This window comes from Antrihabitans auranticaus (genome assembly GCF_016481275.1).
GTDB lineage: Bacteria > Actinomycetota > Actinomycetes > Mycobacteriales > Mycobacteriaceae > Antrihabitans.
On record NZ_JAEMNW010000003.1, the window covers coordinates 770,312 to 787,803 of the forward strand.

Consider the following 17,492-nt stretch of genomic DNA (forward strand, 5'->3'; position numbering starts at 1 on the left):
CACACTCGGGGGGTCGAAAGGCCCGAGTCAGGTCTTGGTGGGTATCTGAGTGACGGTCCCGCCGTCCATCACGAACTCGGACCCCGTCGCAAACGACGACTCGTCGCTGGCCAGGAAAAGGACGAACGACGCAACCTCGTCGGGCAGGCCGGGTCGTCCCAGCGGTATGGGAATCAGGTCGGCAGGCATCGCGTCGGTGGCGGGCGTGCTGATCCGGCCCGGGTGCAACGAGTTGACCCGAATCCCGTGTGGCGCGAGCTCCAACGCGACGGATTTCGTCAATCCACGAAGCCCCCACTTCGAGGCCACGTAGCCGTGCGCCCACGGCGTTCCGCGCAGTCCCTCGATGGACGACGTGTTGATGATCGAGCCACCGCCGGCGGCGATCATGGCGTCTGCGGCCGCGCGCATGCCGAGGAACGCGCCCGTGAGGTTGACGTCGAGCATCTGTTGCCACTGTTCGGTCTTATAGCGCTGCAGTTGACCGCCGTTGAAGATGCCGGCGTTGTTGAAAAGCACGTCGAGTTTGCCGAACTCGGCAACCGTGAACTCGACCGCACTGCGCCAGTCCGCGTCGCTCGTCACGTCGAGGTGCACGTATCGCGCCGCATCGCCGAGTTCGTCGGCGAGCGCGCTCCCCTCGTCGTCGAGCAGATCGCCGATGACGACCTTCGCACCTTCGGCAACCAGCATGCGCGCACTGGCGCCACCGATATTGCGTGCGCCCCCGCTGATCAGGGCGACCTTTCCAGCAACGCGTCCCATGCCGGACAAGTTAACATCGATTTCGAGAAAGTAGAACACGTTACAAATTCCGCAGACTTGAAGGATTTCTCATGACGATTCGTGTCGCCCAGGTCGCGACCGGCAATGCCGGCAGATTGACCCTGCGTCAGCTCATCGACGACGACCGGTTCGAGCTGGTTGCGGTCAGCGTCTCGAACGCGGAAAAGGTCGGCAGGGATGCCGGCGAATTGGCGGGGTTGGACGTGCACACGGGAATCGCGGCGGTCGGTGACCTCGACCAACTCATCGCCGCACAGCCGGAATGTGTCGTCTACTGCGCGATGGGCGACACCAGGCCGGTCGAGGCGACCAAGGATGTGCGCAAGATCCTCGAGGCCGGCATCGACGTGGTCGGCTCCGCGCCGGGCACCCTGCAGTTTCCCTGGGGCACGATGCCCGAGAAGGTCATTGCGAAGGTCGAGGCCGCTGCCCAGGCCGGCGGGTCCACGATCTTTATCACGGGCGTCGATCCGGGCTTCGCGAGCGACCTGATTCCGCTCGCGCTCGCCAGCACGTGCCAGCGGATCGAGCAGATCAAGTGTTACGAGATCGCCGACTACGCGACCTATGACGGCGCCGAAGTGATGTTCGATCTGATGGGCTTCGGTAAGCCGATCACCGACACTCCGCTGCTGTTCCTGCCCGGAGTTCTGGGCTTCGCCTGGGGCACTGCGATCCGGATGATCGCAGCGGGTCTGGGGGTCGAGGTCGACGAACTTGTCGAGCACTGGGAAGCCGAACCCGCGCCGGAGTCCTACGACATCGGTGCCGGACGGATCGAGAAGGGCACTATCGCGGCGTTGAAATTCTCCATATCCGGCATGGTTGCCGGCCACCCCGCGATCGTCGTCGAACATGTCACCCGAACCCGCGACGACCTTCGTCCGGACTGGGCACGGCCGGCCGCGGGTGGCGGGTCCTACCGGGTGGAGATCACCGGCGAACCCAACTTTCTCGTCGATATCGTCCCGAGCAGTGCGCACGGCGACCACAACCACGCGTCGATCGTCGCAGCGTGCGGCCGGATCGTGAACGCTATCCCCGACGTCCGGGCAGCAAAACCGGGTATCCGGACCACTCTGGATCTGCCGTTGCCGACCGGTCACGGGCTACGCCCCTGTGCGCGGTTGAGGAATCCGTAGACTCGCCAACCGCGCGCCGGGTAGTTACGCCCTTTCCGGTATCGCGCACGCCATCCCATCGGCCATGCCGGTGGGCCGAACGCCGAGCGCTTGATTGAGCCGTGCACGCTGGTTCTCCCAGGCGACTGTTGCCGCAAGCTCGGCGAGCTGGCCGCGCGTCATGTGCGCAAGCAAATCCGTTCGCAGACCCTCGAGGTCGACCGCTGGGGTGGCAGTCATAGCTTCGGCGAAACCGATGACCAGTTTCTCTAGATCCGAGTACGCATCACTCGTCATGTACTTGGGCAGGTCGACGATCTGTTGTTCGGTTACCCCGCTGGACTTCGCGAGCGCGGACCCGATATCGAGGCAGAACTCGCAGTTCACCAGACCAGCGGTCTTGAGCTCAGCTAGTTCCTTGAGCTTCGGGTCGAGACGATTGCTGAAGAGCAGTGCTGTCTCGTAGAACATCGTGGCGAGGAGCACGAACGGCCGACGGACCAGCCAGCCCATCAGATCTGTCCGGTTCCTGTTCGCGCTGCCGAGAACGCGGAGGTAGCTCCACATGCGCTTGATGGCTCTCATTCGGTTTCCCCTTCGGTTGTGACGCGTGCGTTGACGAATACGATGGCGAGCGGCACCAGCACTGCAGCCAGTAGTACAAAGAAATTGACCCAGTTGACGGTGTCGCTGAGGGACTCCGCGGGATGGCCCGCGTGGAAGACGAAGTGCGGAATCGCGAACGCGAGCAGTCCCGCGGCGGCGATTGCCACGATCAGGCGCTCACCCCACAACGCGGCGAGGAGCGCGATCACGCCTGTCGCCAGGAAACCTGATCCCGCGTCGCTGGCCAGGTGCTCGTTGAACGGTGGTTCTGCCGCGACGAGCATCGGACCGAATCCAGGGAAGGAGCGGTACCAGTGCTCCGGATTCACGACTGCCCAGGTTCCCGTGACCAGTTGGGGGACGGCCAATCCCGCAAGGACCCAGCGCGACCACTCGGGTGCCGACGACGTCTTCATGCCTACTCTTCCCGGCGGTCGCGCCTCCCGTAACGCCATGCGAGCCACCATGTGACCAAGAGCGCAATTGCGAACGCACCCTCCGCAAGATGCAGCACCGCGCCGAGCGCGAACTCGGTGACCTCGTGTGCGCCGTTGGCCGCGAGCAGGATGCCGAACGGTGCGCCGATTGCGACTGCGACCGGCAACCAGCGTGCTCGGTACGCACCTGCCAGGACGGCAAGTCCAGCGGCGACGAATGCGATTCCGCCTTCGAAGACCACGTGCGGGTTGTAGGGCTCGCCCAGTTGCGACGCCAGCCACTCGCCCATGAAGACGTTGCTGAGCCCGTGCCAGAAGAGCAGCAGTCCCAGCGCCGCAGCTGCCATCTGGACCGGCAGCCAACGTCGCCGGCGAGCGGCGCTGACCTGGTCGGCGACCTTGCGGAACGTCGATTCCGGCGGCGAGACGCGCATCGCGGTCGCGAGCCACAGCACGGTCGGATCGGTCCCCGGCTCAGCGTGGCCGTGCAGTGCGGCGGTGATTTCCGCGTCCAGCAGTTCAGCGGCTCGGGCGTCTTCGGGATCGAGTCGGTCGAGGTCGTCAGTCATGTGCCGTCACCTCCCGCAACTTTCCGACGGCTCGGTACACGAGCATCCGGGCTGCCGTCGCCGAGATCCCCATCGCCGAACCGATTTGTTCCGACGAAAGCTCCGCGCCGAATCGAAGGGCGACAGCCTCGCGCTCGCGCGGTGACAACAGACCGAGATTTCGCCGCAGGACGTCGGTGCCGTCGAGGCGAAGCGCCCAGCTTTCGGGGTCGCCCTCCGGGTCGATGCCTTCGACGACCGCGTCCTCGACGGGGACCTCGCGGCCGCGCTTTCGCCACCAGTCGGCGAGTTCGTGACGTGCGATCCCGACCAGCCAGCCGCCGATCGTCCCGCGACCGGCATCGAACCGGTCCCAGGAACGGATCGCCTCTGCGAACACCTCGCTGGTCACATCCTCCGCGTCGGTGTCGGAAGGCAGCCGCGTACGCACGTAACGCCAGATGGGCGCCACATGTTCGCGGTAGACCTCGCCGAAGCCCTCTGCCATGTCCCCCCTTCTTCCCCGCCGGACAGTCTGCCGTAACGCTAGATCAGCAAAAGAGTGGTTCAGTGGAGTCATGGAGCCGACGTATCTTCGGGAGCGCCTTGCAGAAGAATTCGCGTTGCTTGCCGCAGCGGCACGGGAAGCCTCGCCGACCGCACCGGTGCCGGACTGCCCTGGCTGGACCGCCGCGGACCTTATCACTCACGTCACACACGTCTACCTGCACAAGACGGAGTCGATGCGGCGCGGGAAGTCGCCGGAGCCCTGGCCGCCCGACCTCAGTGGTGAAGAACCGCTCGCTGCGCTGGACCGCGCGTACGCGCAACTCGCGCAGGAGCTGGCGACCAGACCGCCCGAAGAACCTTCCCCGACCTGGTACGAACCCGATCAGAGCGTGGGCTTCTGGATCAGGCGGATGGTCCACGAGACGATCGTCCACAGAATCGATGCGGAACGGTCGGCGGGTTCGACTGTCAGTCCGGTCGCTGCCGACCTCGCTGCGGACAACGTCGACGAAGCGCTGACGACGATGCTGGTTTATGGATACGACGGGTGGCCCGAAGATTTCGCCGCGGTCGGACACCTCGCAGAGCCGGTGACGATCGTCGTCGGCGATTCGTCGTTCACTGTTCGGCAGACGCCGGAGGGAGTAATCGTCGACGACGGCCGCGATGCCGGGGCGACCGTGTCGGGCGAGCCGGTCGACGTGGTCAGTTGGTTGTGGGGTCGTGGTGGCGCCGCGTCAGTGCGCGGAAATGCCCAGCACGCAGCACAGCTCCGAAAGTTCCTGCAGGTCGCGACGCAGTAGGTGCGATCATGAGAGGTATGGACGCCCCCGCGCTTCGCCTGTGTTCAGCGTCTCACGCGTGAACGTGTGACGTGCTGCCCAGATTGGGTACAGCATCTCTGTAGGAGATCTCTTCCTCCACCGACGGCGGTCGACGCTCATCTAAAACTCTTTCAAGAGAAGGAAACCCTTGTGCCCGAAGTAGGTCTCAAACGCGACGTATCAGCAGTACTTGACGTAGACATCACCGATCCCACGACGATCGAGTTGCAGATCGCGATCGCGCCCCACCCGGGAACGAGCTTCACCGAGTCGCTGACGATCGAACTCGACGGCAAGCCGGTGGAGTTCACCGAGGTGAGCGGCTCGCACGGCAACCGGATCCACGTCTTCGAGGGCGCCGTGGGCAACCTGCAGGTCAACTATTCGGCGACGGTCCTCGGAAACACGGGTCCCGCGCCGTACGACCTGCACGATCGCTCCGTCTACCTGCGCCCGAGCCGGTACGCCGAGGCGGACAAGTTCTACGGTTTCGCCGCAACCGAATTCGGCGCATACGCCGATTCGGAGGTGCTGCTGGAGAAGATCGCCGCCTGGGTCGGATCTCGTCTGCAGTACGTGCCGGGCAGCAGCGACCCGATCGACGGTGCCGTCGATACGCTCCTCGCGGGTCGGGGCGTGTGCCGGGACTACGCACATCTCGTGGTGGCGATGCTCCGAGCGGTCACGGTGCCTGCCCGCCTGGTGGCCGTCTACGCGCCGGGGTGCGATCCGATGGACTTCCACGCGGTTGCCGAGGCGTACGTCGGCGGCCAGTGGCGCGTCGTCGATGCAACTCTGCTGGCGCCGCGATCCACCCTCGTCCGCATTGCGACGGGTCGTGACGCTGCCGACACGGCATTCCTCACCAACCACAAAGGTGCAATCACCCTGAACAGCTCGGTTGTCACAGCAGTCGTCGACGGCGAGCTGCCGATCGACGACATCGGCGAGCTGGTCTCGATCACCTAATCCGCCGCCAAGGCGAGCCCACGCTCGTCGAGCTCCTCGGTGAGAATCCGGATTGCCTTCGGACCTACGCCGTGAATCTTCAACAGCTGCTTGGCAGTTACGTGCGGCAACTGGTCGTAGCGGGTGTATCCCGCTTCGGCCAGCACGCGGCGGGCGGTCTTGCCGAGTCGCTGTGGATACTCGGTCGGTACTGCGGCGTCCTCAGGCATCGCCCCTCCGTTTCGCGCGGTGGCTACCCGACAAGTGTGACCTAGTACCGTCGGGTGACATGCGCGACTCCGTAACCGTCAACATGTCCGCCACGCCCGATCAGGTGTGGGATCTGGTCAGCGATGTCACCCGAATCGGCGAGTTCAGTCCCGAAACGTTCGAGGCCGAGTGGCGCGGCAAGGCAACCGGGCCGGCTCTGGGGGCGAAGTTCCGCGGACACGTCAAACGCAACCAGGTCGGACCGATCTATTGGACGACCTGCAAGGTCGTTGCCTGTGAGCCGGGCCGCGAGTTCGCGTTCGTAGTGCTCGGCCCGGGCGGCATCACTGTCAACAAATGGGGCTACAGGCTGGAGGAACGCAACGGTGGCACGGACGTCACCGAATTCTTCGAGCTGGCGGGCGTGTTGCCGCTGCGGCTCTATTGGGCCGTGCTCGGTTGGGCGCGCGGCAAGCGCAATCACGACGACATGCTGACCACGTTGAACCGGATCAAGAAGGTCGTCGAAGCGGGCTGATTCACTCGGCTACGGCGACGCGGGAACAACCGGCGGAACGAAGTCGAATGTCATTCCGAGCAGCCACACCAGCAGCAGGACAACGGGCAGGTGGAACATGAACTGCAGGAACGTGAAACCGACGAGGTCGCGGGCGCGCAGCTTCAGCACCGCGAGCAACGGCAGCATGAAGAACGGATTGATCAGGTTCGGCAGGGCTTCGGCGACGTTGTAGATCTGGACCGTCCAGCCCAGGTTCATCTGCACGTCCGTCGCAGATTGCATGACGTACGGCGCCTCGACCAGCCACTTGCCGCCGCCCGATGGAACGAACACGCCGAGAATGACCGTGTAGACCGCGATGACGACGGCGAAGCTTCCGCCGCCGCCGATGCTGGTGAAGAACTCTGCGAGGTGTTCGGAGATAGTGTTGCCGCCCCGGCCCTCTGCCTTCGTGAGGATCGCCGCCATCGCTGCGTACAGCGGAAACTGGACGAGGATGCCGGCTGTCGCAGGTACCGCGAGCGACACAGCCTGCAGGAACTTCCGCGGCGTTCCGTGCAGCACCAGGCCCAGCATGAGGAAGACGAGCAGATAACCGTTGAGGCTGCTGACAACAGTGAGAACCGGCTTCGAGAGAAGTTGGGAAATCAACCAGCCCAACGTCAGCAGTCCGGCCAAGATCGGCAGAATTCGGCTGTACTCGAGCCATTCACCAGGTCGGGAGCGCGGTGGTACCTCTTCGGGCGCGTCGTGTACGTCCACGCTGAGATCGTCGGCGGTCTTTATTGCTGCACCCCGCGGCGCGGAGAAGTGAGCGATAACCACCGTCAGCGCAATGATGATGGCGCACATGACCATCGACTGCCAGGTGAAGATCGTCGTCCCGAAGTCGAGAACCCCTGTGATCTGCAGCAACGCCGGCGGCAGCGAGGAGGCGGTCGCCTGCAACTGCGCGGCGGAAGAGGACATGCCTAGCGCCCACACTGCGCCCAGGCCCATGAAGGCTGCTGCTCCGAGGGCCCGGTAGTCGACACGTAAATCGGTCCGGCCCGCGATCGCGCGGGCAAGGAGTCCGCCGAAGATCAGACTGAGTCCCCAATTCAGCAGCGAAACCGACATCGAAAGAAACGCCACGAAACTGACTGCGGTACGGGCGCTTTGCGGGAGGTCGGCCAGGCGGTCGATCAGTCGCGCCACCGGGGGCGACGTCGCAACGACGTAACCCGTCAGCACCACCATGGCCATCTGCAGTGTGAACGCCGTCAGATCCCAAAAGCCGTTCCCGAACGAATCCACGACCGTCTGTGGCGACGAACCGTTGGCGAACGCGGCGACGGCAACGATGACGACTCCGGCGAGCGCGACGACGTATGCGTCCGGAAACCACTTCTCGGTCCATCGGGCCAGTGCCTGCGCAATCCTGGCCAGCCCCTTCTCGGACTCGGAGCTTTCCACTGCTGCTGTCACGGCACCGTTCTCCTCTGCTCGTCCCACCAGCAAAGCACTCGTGTTCCGCTGAGCGTCAGCCATTTCGACGGTTCACCGGCCGGAACGTCGACCTCGAACCACACGGCCCCAGGGTGCCGTCGCGACTGCAACCATGTGCCGTCCGGCTGACGCGCTGCGCGGATGAGTTCGATGGCGTCCGCCATGCGCGGATCGGGTGTGGTGCCCTCGAAGCACGCCGCATCGCGGAAGTACTCGGCTGCGTTCAGCACGTCGTAGAACCACCGAAAGGGGTAGGAGAATCGGGCGACCCAGTTCGCGATCGGTTCGCCCGTCGAGAGTCGGCGGAAGAGGCTGCGCTGCAAGAGATATTCCTCGCCGGACTGCCTGGCTGCTCGCGTCGCTTCGGTCCCGCCCGTCGCGATCTCGTGAGCGAGCAATGCCTTCAGCGAGTTGAGCGTCGAGTGGACCGACGAGCGGGTCGAGCCCTCGACCCATTCGCAGTTCCAGCCGCCGTCGGGTAGCCGATGTTCGACGAACCAGTCGACGATGCCGCCGATGTCGGCGCCGAGCCACAGCCCGTTCTCGACCGTCGTTGCGTTGATACAGCAGTCGACCTCGCCTCCCCAGTAGGGCAGGCTGTCGTACTCCCAGCGACTGTTCTCGGCGAGCAGTTCAGCGGTCCGGCGTTCGCGCAGGACGGCCGGGTCGAGACCCCACTCCCGGAGCAACGTCAGCACCGGCGTCGTTGCGGTCCACGGCTGGCCTTCCCCGGAACCGTCGAAGCCCGCGGGAAAGAACGCGCCGCCGGCCCACTGGCCGTCAGGATCCTGCAATTCGAGCAGGTGCGCGCCGAAGCCTTCGGTGGCGATCCTCGATCGGGTCGCTTCCCACACCGCCGGTGGTGCACCGGCGAGGTCGCGCTCGACCTGCCAACGCAGTGCCGGATCGGAGTCGCTCAGCCACGCGATGAGAGGCCTGGTCACATTGATCGACTCTAGCTGGACACGGATTTACCGGCCCCGTAACTGGGTACTGCCCGATTATGAAGAACAGCCGCACAATTCTGCTTTCCGGTGCGTCTTTGATCGCCCTCGTGACCGCCGCATGCGGTAGCGACGACTCTGATGCGCCGGCGACCGTCGAGACCGCGCCGACGTCGGTCGAAGCGTCTCCCACTGGCAGCTCCACGCCGCCGGGTGTCGCAGGAAATCCGTTCCGGGTGCCTGGCGGTGCGAGTGGTGACGACAACGCATTCACCTACGACGAAGCAGCCGTTCCGGTCGGTTCGGTACTGGATATCGAATCCGAGGAGGAAGACGGCCGGACAACCATCTCGCTCAACGCGACGGGGTTGGCACCCAGCCGGGATTACGGGGTGCACGTGCATACGAAACGCTGCGGCTCGGAGCCGGCGGATTCGGGGCCGCACTATCAGAACTCGATCGACCCCGCGGCGACGCCGGAGACCCCATCGTCGGACCCGGCGTTCGCGAACGCCCTGAACGAGGTCTGGCTCGACATCACCACCGATGCGAACGGGAAGGCCCAGGCGTCGACGACCGTTGCCTGGGAGTTCCGCGACGACGAGGCCAACTCGGTAGTGGTCCATGCGAAGCACACCATGACCGCGCCGGGCGAGGCCGGCATGGCCGGTGACCGCCTCGCCTGCATCGACGAGGACTTCTGAGCACTCAGCCCTGGTAGGGCTGGATGTCCAGCAGCATTGGCTGCGCGCCGAAGGACGGGGCGTTGCTGGTGACCGTGACGTCCCAGATTCCGATGCCCGGGCCGACGACGTCCTTCGACGTCCCGACCGGTCCCGGACCGTTGAGAGTGCGGGTGTAGGACGCGACCGCGCCATCGCCCTGGCGCTTGAAATTGAACGTCAGTTGGACCGAGCAGGGGCCTACACCGACCAATACGCCTGTGAGCCCCAACGCCGCTGACCCTGGGTAATGGCCCACACCTGCGTCGATGATGCCGCCGCAGATCCCGGGGTTGGCCAGGGTATAGATCGTCGTCTTCGTGTTTCCATCGGCAGCAGCCGCTGTTCCGGTCGATACGACAAGTGCCGCCGCGGCAGCGGTGCAGGCCAATCCGGTGGCAGCAATCGGGAAACGCATTCGATTCGACTCCTTTGGGTGGTGGGCGCGCGGTGATCGGCCCCCTGTGATCGACCCCTTGTGATCGACGCTGCCGGGTGAGTCGTCGAGACGGGTAGTTTCGCTACCGAAGTAACGGATTCGTTATCGCCCTTGCCTGTCCGCTGAGGGCGAACGCCGGGTCGGAACAATCGATCGGCAGCCGGGGTTGAGTAGGTATCGCTCAACTTTGGAAGGGCTGAAACTAGATGAAATCGACAATGAACTTGCCGGTGCTGTTCGTCACCGATCCTGTCGTGCTCCCCGGCATGGTCGTGCCGATCGAGCTGGACGAACCTGCCCAGGCGGCAATCGACGCAGCGCGTGCGGGCAGCGACAGCAAGGTGCTGATCGCGCCCCGACTCGACGATCGCTACGCGGCCTACGGCGTCATCGCGACGATCGAGCAGGTCGGGCGGATGCCTGGTGGCAAACCTGCTGCGGTGCTCAAAGCCGAGCAGCGCGCGAAGATCGGCCACGGCGTGACAGGTCCGGGCGCGGCGCTGTGGGTGGAGGCCGAAACCGTCGAGGCGACCACCGCGGACGGTCGCACAACGGACCTCGCCGCCGAGTACAAGAAGCTCGTCGTGGCAGTCCTGCAGCGGCGCGAAGCCTGGCAGATCATCGACGCGGTCAACCGGCTCACGGACCCGTCGGCCATCGCTGACACCGCCGGCTATGCGCCCTACCTGACCGATGAACAGAAGCGTGAACTGCTCGAAACCCCCGATGTGGCAGCACGTCTGACGAGCCTGATCGAGTGGACCAAGTCTTACATCGCCGAGGCAGAGGTCACCGAGAAGATCAGCAACGACGTCCGCGAAGGCCTCGAAGACACGCAGCGGAAGTTCCTCTTGCGCCAGCAACTCGCGGCGATCCGCAAGGAACTCGGCGAGGGCGAACCTGACGGCGCCGACGATTACCGGACCCGCGTCGAATCAGCGGACCTCCCGGAAGCCGTTCGCGAGGCGGCCTTGCGCGAGGTCGGCAAGCTGGAGCGGTCGAGCGATCAGAGCCCGGAGACCGGTTGGATCCGGACCTGGCTGGACACGGTCCTCGAACTGCCATGGTCTGCCAAGACGACCGACAACACCGACGTCACCGCGGCTCGGGCTGTTCTCGATGCCGACCACCACGGCCTCGACGAGGTGAAAGACCGCATGGTCGAGTACCTCGCAGTGCGGGCTCGCCGCGCCCAGCGCGGCCTGGAGGTCGTCGGCGGACGTGGTTCGGGTGCGGTCATGGTCCTCGTCGGTCCGCCCGGTGTCGGCAAGACGTCGCTCGGTGAGAGCGTCGCACGGGCGCTGGACCGCAAGTTCGTTCGTGTCGCGCTCGGCGGTGTTCGCGACGAGGCGGAGATCCGTGGGCATCGGCGCACGTACGTCGGCGCACTGCCGGGCCGCATCGTTCGCGCGATCAAGGAAGCGGGTGCGATGAATCCGGTTGTCCTGCTGGACGAGATCGACAAGGTCGGTGCCGACTACCGGGGCGATCCTGCGGCGGCGCTGCTCGAGGTGCTCGACCCGGCGCAGAACCACACGTTCCGCGACCACTACCTCGACTTGGACCTGGACCTCTCCGATGTTCTGTTCATCGCGACCGCCAACGTCATGGACACCATCCCTGGACCGTTGCTGGACCGCATGGAGCTGATCACCGTCGACGGCTACACCGAAGACGACAAGGTTGCGATCGCCCGGGACTTCCTGGTCCCGCGTCAACTCGAGCGGGCGGCGCTGACCCCCGACGAGGTCACGTTGACCGACGAAGCACTTCGCGAGGTTGCTGCCAACTACACCCGGGAGGCCGGGGTGCGGCAGATGGAGCGCCTGGTCGCCAAGGCACTGCGGAAGGCGGCGACAAAGCTGGCGAAGGACGTGGAGTCCGCAATCGTCATCGACGTGCCCCAACTGAAGGACTTCCTCGGCAGGCCTCGGTTCACACCGGAGTCGGCGGAAAGGACTGCGGTTCCGGGTGTTTCGACGGGTCTTGCCGTGACCGGCTTGGGCGGTGACGTCCTCTTCATCGAGGCGAATGCTGCGACAGGCAAGCCGGGTCTGACGCTGACCGGCCAACTGGGTGACGTGATGAAGGAGTCGGCGCAGATCGCGTTGACCTACGTCAGATCGCACCTGGATCAGTTGGGGTTGGATTCCGACGTCTTGGACGGCAGCATCCACGTGCACGTTCCGGCCGGTGCGGTGCCGAAGGACGGTCCTTCGGCCGGTGTCACGATGGTGACCGCGCTGACGTCGCTTGCGCTCGGTCGGCCGGTGCGGTCCGACGTCGGCATGACCGGTGAGGTCACGCTGAACGGTCGGGTGTTGCCGATCGGTGGCGTCAAGCAGAAGTTGCTCGCGGCGCAGCGTGCCGGCTTGAAGACGGTCTTCCTGCCCAAGCGCAACGAACCCGATCTCGATGACGTTCCGGCCGAGGTGCTGGAAGCCCTGGAGGTGCACCTCGTTTCGGACGTCGCCGACATCGTTGCGGCGGCGATCGAACCCGCAAAGGTTGCCGCCACCGCAGCCGCATAGGTCAGGAGGGCGCGGCGACTTTCTCGTCGTCGGCAACGTCCGTCTGGAATTGCGTCCGATACAGCTCGTCGTAGCGTCCACCTGCGGCGAGCAGTTCGGCGTGTGTGCCCCTTTCGACGATCTGCCCGTCTTCGAGCACCAGGATGACGTTGGCGGCGCGGATCGTCGAGAGCCGGTGCGCGATCACCAAAGCGGTGCGTCCTTCGAGGGCCTCGCCCAGCGCTTCCTGAACAGCCTTCTCCGAGGTGGAGTCCAGGGACGCGGTGGCTTCGTCGAGAATGACGACCCGCGGCCGTGCGAGCAGCAGTCGGGCGATCGTCAGCCGCTGGCGCTCGCCCCCTGAGAGGCGGTATCCGCGTTCACCCACGACTGTTTCCAACCCGTCGGGCAGCGATCGCACCAAAGTCGCCAACCGCGCGCGGCCGAGCGAATCCCACAGTTCTTCCTCGGTCGCCTCGGGGCGGGCGAGTAGCAGGTTTCCGCGGATGGTGTCGTGGAACAGGTGGCCGTCCTGGGTCACCATGCCCACGGTTTGCTTGATCGATTCGGCCGTGAGATCGCGAACGTCGACCCCGGAAATTCGCACGGCACCGTCGTCGACGTCGTACAGCCGGGAGACCAGCTGAGCGATGGTCGACTTCCCTGCGCCCGACGACCCGACAAGCGCGACAACCTGTCCAGGATCTGCCCGCAGCGAAACATTGTGCAGGACAACGTCACCACCACGGGTGTCCAGCGTCGCGACCTCTTCCAGCGACGCCAGCGACACCTTGTCTGCGGACGGATAGGCAAACGTGACGGCGTCGACCTCGAGTGATGCCGGCCCCTCGGGAACGCGTTGCGCCCCCGGCTTGTCTGTGATCAACGGCTTCAGGTCAAGTACTTCGAAGACTCGCTCGAAGCTGACCATCGCACTCATGACCTCCACGCGCGCATTCGCCAGGGCAGTCAGCGGTGCGTACAGGCGGGTCAGCAACAGGGAGAGCGAAACGACGGCGCCGGGGTCGAGTTGACCCTTCAGGGCGTAGAAGCCGCCGAGGCCGTAGACGACCGCGATCGCGAGTGCCGACACGAGCGTCAGAGCCGTCGCAAAGATCGTCTGGGCCATCGCGATTCGAACGCCGATGTCCGCGACCCGACTGGCTCGCGCGGCGAACTCGGCAGATTCGCGCTTCGGCTGCCCGAACAACTTGACCAGCGTGGCACCGGGTGCCGAGAACCGTTCCGTCATCTGGGTGCTCATGGCCGAATCGTGATTGGCGGATTCCCGCTCCAGTGACGCGAGCCGGCTGCCCATCCGACGCGCGGGCAGGACGAAGACGGGTAACAGCACGAGCGACAGCAGCGTGACCTGCCAGGAAATCTGAACCATGACGACCAGGGTCAGCAGCAGCGTCACGAAGTTGGCGACCACGCCCGAAAGAGTGTCGCTGAACGCGCGCTGCGCACCGATCACGTCGTTGTTGAGCCTGCTGACCAGGGCTCCTGTTCGCGTTCGGGTGAAGAAGGCAATCGGCATCCGCTGGACGTGATCGAACACCGCGGTCCGTAGGTGCAGGATCAGGCCTTCGCCGATACGTGCGCTCAGCCACCTCGTGACCAGGCCGAGGGCGGCGTCCGCAATCGCGAGGGCACCGATGATCAGAGCAAGGATCACGACCACTCGCGGGGCATCACCGTCGACGATCGCGTTGATGACCCGGCCCGCAAGAACCGGCGTTGCCACACCGAGAATCGCGGTCGCGACACTCAGGATCAGGAAGCCGATCAGCAGCTTCCGGTGTGGCTGGGCGAATTCCAGAATCCGGCGCAGCGTCGCGCGGGAGAACGGCCGCTTCTCGTTCGGCCCCGTCATCGCCATGTACATCTGATTCCAGGCGACCATTTCCATGCTCATCGCTGTCTCCCCTCGATCGCGCTGTGCGAGGACAAGCCAAGCACGCGGCACCGACACTACGACCTCGAGTGCGGTTGAGATCAAGTCGTTCAGGTCGGCGCAACTACTGTTGAACCATGTCTGACTCGCTCGACGTGTTGCGCGCGAGCATTTCCGGTGTCGTCGACGATTCGCTGCGGCGCCGTGCCGAGTACTCGTCGGATGCGTCGAACTATCGAGTCGTCCCGACCGCGGTCGTCTTCCCGCACGATGGCGACGACGTTGCTGCCACCCTGGAGTTCGCGCGGTCGACCGGGCTTTCCGTGACCGCGCGCGGAGCAGGTACGTCTGTGGCGGGCAATGCGATCGGGCCGGGGCTTGTCCTCGACTTCAGCAAGCACATGAACCAGATCGTCGAGATCGATCCCGAAGCACGAACGGCCGTGGTGCAGCCCGGCGTCGTGCTCGGCACACTGCAACGGGCGGGCGCTCCGCACGGCTTGCGGTTCGGTCCCGATCCGTCGACGCAGAACCGCTGCACCATCGGCGGAATGATCGGTAACAACTCCTGCGGACCGCGTGCGGTCGCATGGGGCCGGACTGTGGACAACGTCCGCGGACTCCGCATTCTCGACGGTTCGGGAACCCCGCGTTCACTGGCAGCCGACCTCGCCGCGATGCCTGGACTCGAGCGCTTCGTACGAGCCAACCTGGGCACGATCAGGACCGAGCTGGGCCAGTTCGACAGGCAGGCTTCTGGCTACGCGCTGGAACACCTCCTGCCCGAGCGCGGCCACAACGTCGCGAAGGCATTCGTCGGCACAGAGGGCACCTGCGGCGTACTGCTGGAGGCAACCGTGGATCTTGTGCCTGTGGCACCTGCGTCGGTGCTCGCGGTCTTGGGCTACGCGGATATGCCGACCGCCGCGGCGGACGTCGCCGCATTGCTGCTGGCAAAACCGCTGGCCATCGAGGGAATCGACGCGCGACTGGTCGACGTCGTGCGTTCACACCGCCGCAGCGTGCCGCCGCTTCCCCGCGGCGCTGGCTGGCTGTTCGTCGAGATGGCGGGTTCGACCGTGCCCGAAGCAGTCGCAGCTGCAGAGTCGATGTGTGCGACGGCGAGCGCGCTCGAATGGCGGGTGGTTTCCGACGCAGCCGAGTCGGCCGCGCTGTGGCGAATCCGCGCCGATGGCGCCGGCCTGTCAGGTCGGACGCGAAAAGGCGAGCCGGCCTGGCCAGGCTGGGAAGATGCCGCCGTTCCGCAGGAGCATCTGGCCGCCTACCTGCGGGATTTCGACGACCTGATGGACGAGCACGGCGTCGAGGGACTGCTCTACGGACATTTCGGCGACGGTTGCATCCATGTCCGCCTCGATCTCCCCATTGCCGAAGCACCGCAACGCTTTCGATCGTTTCTCATCGACGCTGCGACCCTCGTCGCGAAGTACGGCGGTTCGCTGTCCGGCGAGCACGGCGACGGTCGGGCGCGGTCGGAGCTACTGCCCCTCATGTATTCGCCGCAGGCGTTGTCGGCGTTCGCCGGGTTCAAGGCGGTGTTCGATCCCGACAACCTCCTGAATCCTGGAGTCCTTGTCGCACCGAGCCCGATCGACGTCGACCTTCGTCTTGCGAGCGTGGCAAAAGTCGAAGGCGTAGGCGGCTTTTCGCTTTCCGATGATCGCGGTGACATCTCGATGGCCGTTCACCGTTGCGTCGGCGTCGGCAAGTGCCGGGCCGACAGTTCTGCGACGGGTGGCTTCATGTGCCCGTCGTACCTCGCGACGAAGGACGAAAAGGACAGCACCCGTGGCCGTGCGCGTGTGCTTCAGGAGGTCGTCAACGGCTCGCTGCTGGCGGGCGGCTGGTCCTCGGAAGCGGTCGAAGAATCGCTCGATCTGTGCCTGTCCTGCAAGGCGTGCGCCTCGGATTGCCCGGCGGGCGTCGACATGGCGACCTACAAATCCGAAGCCCTCTACCGTCGCTACAAAGGTCGGCGACGGCCGCTCGACCACTACGCGCTGGGGTGGTTGCCGCGTTGGCTCAGGGTGGCGAAAAGACTGCCGCGCGTGGCCAATTCACTTACCGGAGTCGGCGTTCTGACGCGGGCGGGAATGCGGGCGGCGGGAATGGATCCGCGTCGCGCTGTGCCGGAACTGGCTCGCGTGCCTTTCCGTCGTTGGTGGCGGGACAACCGGACGAACCCCGCCGACCAGGGCGTGCTGCTGTGGATCGACACTTTCACCGACGCATTCAGTCCGGAGGTCGCGATCGCCGCCGTCGAACTCCTCGAGCACGCCGGTTACCGGGTTCGCATCACGGAGAAGCCGGTGTGCTGCGGTCTGACGTGGATATCGACGGGCCAGCTCGACGGCGCGCGCAAGCGTTTGCGGGCCACACTCGCCGCGCTGGAGGCCCATGTGACGGCGGGGGGCATCGTGGTCGGGCTCGAACCGTCGTGCACGGCGGTGCTGCGATCGGACCTGGTCGAATTGCTGCCCGACGACCCGCGCGCGAAACGTGTCGCCGACGCGACCAGAACGCTCGCAGAATTTCTCACCGACGCGGAATGGTCGCCGCCGCGGTCGGCTGGGCTGGAGGCGGTTGTGCAGCCGCACTGCCATCAACATGCGGTCACCGGCTTCGGACCGGACCGGCAGCTGCTCGAAGCAGCAGGTGTGCATGTGACGGAGATCTCAGGGTGTTGCGGACTTGCAGGCAACTTCGGGATGGAACTGGGCCACTACGACGTCTCCGTGGCGATCGCGGAGAACGGACTGCTACCCGCGCTGCGCGGCGCGCAGCGCGGGAGCGTGTTTATCGCTGACGGATTCTCCTGCAGGACACAAGGTTTGCAACTCGGTGGTCGCAACGGCGTACACCTGGCCCAGATCTTGTGGGACGCCGTGCAAAAGGGAACCTGGCAGAAAGGAAATTAGTGTCAGCTGCCGAACGGAAGTGTGCCCGGCGGGATCTGGTAAC

The 17,492-nt window shown here is 65.2% G+C and carries 17 protein-coding genes; 7 read left to right on the forward strand and 10 right to left on the reverse strand.

What is annotated here, in order from left to right:
• Positions 1-27: 27 nt before the first annotated feature.
• Positions 28-765 carry an SDR family oxidoreductase gene (locus JGU72_RS17800; protein WP_199685252.1) on the reverse strand — a complete coding sequence of 246 codons (738 nt, stop codon included), beginning with the start codon at positions 763-765 and terminating at the stop codon, positions 28-30.
• A 71-nt stretch (positions 766-836) separates the two neighbouring features.
• Here JGU72_RS17800 and JGU72_RS17805 point away from each other — a divergent pair, with 71 nt between their 5' ends.
• The gene (locus JGU72_RS17805) at positions 837-1,928 is read left to right on the forward strand and encodes an NAD(P)H-dependent amine dehydrogenase family protein (RefSeq protein ID WP_199685253.1); all 1,092 of its coding nucleotides are present in this window, start codon (positions 837-839) and stop codon (positions 1,926-1,928) included.
• A 24-nt stretch (positions 1,929-1,952) separates the two neighbouring features.
• Here the strand turns inward: JGU72_RS17805 and JGU72_RS17810 are convergent, their stop codons facing one another.
• Genes JGU72_RS17810 through JGU72_RS17825 form a run of 4 tightly spaced genes read right to left on the reverse strand, consistent with a single transcriptional unit; the run spans position 1,953 to position 4,006 of the window.
• The gene (locus JGU72_RS17810) at positions 1,953-2,492 is read right to left on the reverse strand and encodes a carboxymuconolactone decarboxylase family protein (RefSeq protein ID WP_199685254.1); all 540 of its coding nucleotides are present in this window, start codon (positions 2,490-2,492) and stop codon (positions 1,953-1,955) included.
• Positions 2,489-2,929, reverse strand: a complete 441-nt coding sequence (locus tag JGU72_RS17815) for a hypothetical protein (protein WP_199685255.1) — start codon at positions 2,927-2,929, stop codon at positions 2,489-2,491. Before JGU72_RS17815 ends, JGU72_RS17810 begins: the two co-directional genes overlap by 4 nt.
• Before the next feature lie 2 nt (positions 2,930-2,931).
• Complete coding sequence (locus tag JGU72_RS17820) at positions 2,932-3,519, reverse strand: hypothetical protein (protein WP_199685256.1); 588 nt, start codon at positions 3,517-3,519, stop codon at positions 2,932-2,934.
• Positions 3,512-4,006: an RNA polymerase sigma factor gene (locus JGU72_RS17825; protein WP_199685257.1), complete on the reverse strand. Its 495-nt coding sequence runs from the start codon at positions 4,004-4,006 to the stop codon at positions 3,512-3,514. Before JGU72_RS17825 ends, JGU72_RS17820 begins: the two co-directional genes overlap by 8 nt.
• Positions 4,007-4,076: 70 nt before the next feature.
• On the opposite strand from JGU72_RS17825, the gene JGU72_RS17830 reads away from it, so the two are divergent.
• Together JGU72_RS17830 and JGU72_RS17835 are read left to right on the forward strand one after the other, a co-directional pair.
• Complete coding sequence (locus JGU72_RS17830) at positions 4,077-4,811, forward strand: maleylpyruvate isomerase family mycothiol-dependent enzyme (RefSeq protein WP_199685258.1); 735 nt, start codon at positions 4,077-4,079, stop codon at positions 4,809-4,811.
• A 171-nt stretch (positions 4,812-4,982) separates the two neighbouring features.
• Positions 4,983-5,801 (forward strand): transglutaminase-like domain-containing protein, encoded by an 819-nt coding sequence (locus JGU72_RS17835; protein WP_199685259.1) that lies wholly within the window; start codon positions 4,983-4,985, stop codon positions 5,799-5,801.
• Here the strand turns inward: JGU72_RS17835 and JGU72_RS17840 are convergent.
• A complete protein-coding gene (locus JGU72_RS17840; RefSeq protein ID WP_199685260.1) occupies positions 5,798-6,010 on the reverse strand; it encodes a helix-hairpin-helix domain-containing protein in 213 nt (70 codons plus the stop codon). The genes JGU72_RS17835 and JGU72_RS17840 overlap by 4 nt on opposite strands.
• Before the next feature lie 59 nt (positions 6,011-6,069).
• Between JGU72_RS17840 and JGU72_RS17845 the strand changes: the two genes are divergently transcribed.
• Complete coding sequence (locus JGU72_RS17845; RefSeq protein ID WP_199685261.1) at positions 6,070-6,528, forward strand: SRPBCC family protein; 459 nt, start codon at positions 6,070-6,072, stop codon at positions 6,526-6,528.
• 9 nt (positions 6,529-6,537) lie between these two features.
• Here JGU72_RS17845 and JGU72_RS17850 read toward each other — a convergent pair whose 3' ends face one another.
• The gene (locus JGU72_RS17850; RefSeq protein ID WP_307828494.1) at positions 6,538-7,977 is read right to left on the reverse strand and encodes a short-chain fatty acid transporter; all 1,440 of its coding nucleotides are present in this window, start codon (positions 7,975-7,977) and stop codon (positions 6,538-6,540) included.
• A complete protein-coding gene (locus JGU72_RS17855; RefSeq protein WP_199685263.1) occupies positions 7,974-8,942 on the reverse strand; it encodes a squalene cyclase in 969 nt (322 codons plus the stop codon). Before JGU72_RS17855 ends, JGU72_RS17850 begins: the two co-directional genes overlap by 4 nt.
• 59 nt (positions 8,943-9,001) lie before the next feature.
• Between JGU72_RS17855 and JGU72_RS17860 the strand changes: the two genes are divergently transcribed.
• Positions 9,002-9,646 (forward strand): superoxide dismutase family protein, encoded by a 645-nt coding sequence (locus JGU72_RS17860; RefSeq protein ID WP_199685264.1) that lies wholly within the window; start codon positions 9,002-9,004, stop codon positions 9,644-9,646.
• Positions 9,647-9,650: 4 nt separating this feature from the next.
• Here JGU72_RS17860 and JGU72_RS17865 read toward each other — a convergent pair whose 3' ends face one another.
• Positions 9,651-10,082 (reverse strand): hypothetical protein, encoded by a 432-nt coding sequence (locus JGU72_RS17865; protein WP_199685265.1) that lies wholly within the window; start codon positions 10,080-10,082, stop codon positions 9,651-9,653.
• Positions 10,083-10,309: 227 nt separating this feature from the next.
• Here JGU72_RS17865 and lon point away from each other — a divergent pair, with 227 nt between their 5' ends.
• Positions 10,310-12,634 (forward strand): endopeptidase La, encoded by a 2,325-nt coding sequence (lon, locus tag JGU72_RS17870; RefSeq protein ID WP_199685266.1) that lies wholly within the window; start codon positions 10,310-10,312, stop codon positions 12,632-12,634.
• Between the two features lies 1 nt (position 12,635).
• On the opposite strand, the gene JGU72_RS17875 is transcribed toward lon, so the two are convergent.
• Entirely contained in the window at positions 12,636-14,531 is a 1,896-nt protein-coding gene (locus JGU72_RS17875; protein ID WP_199685267.1) for an ABC transporter ATP-binding protein, read from the reverse strand.
• 116 nt (positions 14,532-14,647) lie between these two features.
• Between JGU72_RS17875 and JGU72_RS17880 the strand changes: the two genes are divergently transcribed.
• Positions 14,648-17,449 (forward strand): FAD-binding and (Fe-S)-binding domain-containing protein, encoded by a 2,802-nt coding sequence (locus JGU72_RS17880; protein ID WP_199685268.1) that lies wholly within the window; start codon positions 14,648-14,650, stop codon positions 17,447-17,449.
• Positions 17,450-17,492 lie beyond the last annotated feature (43 nt).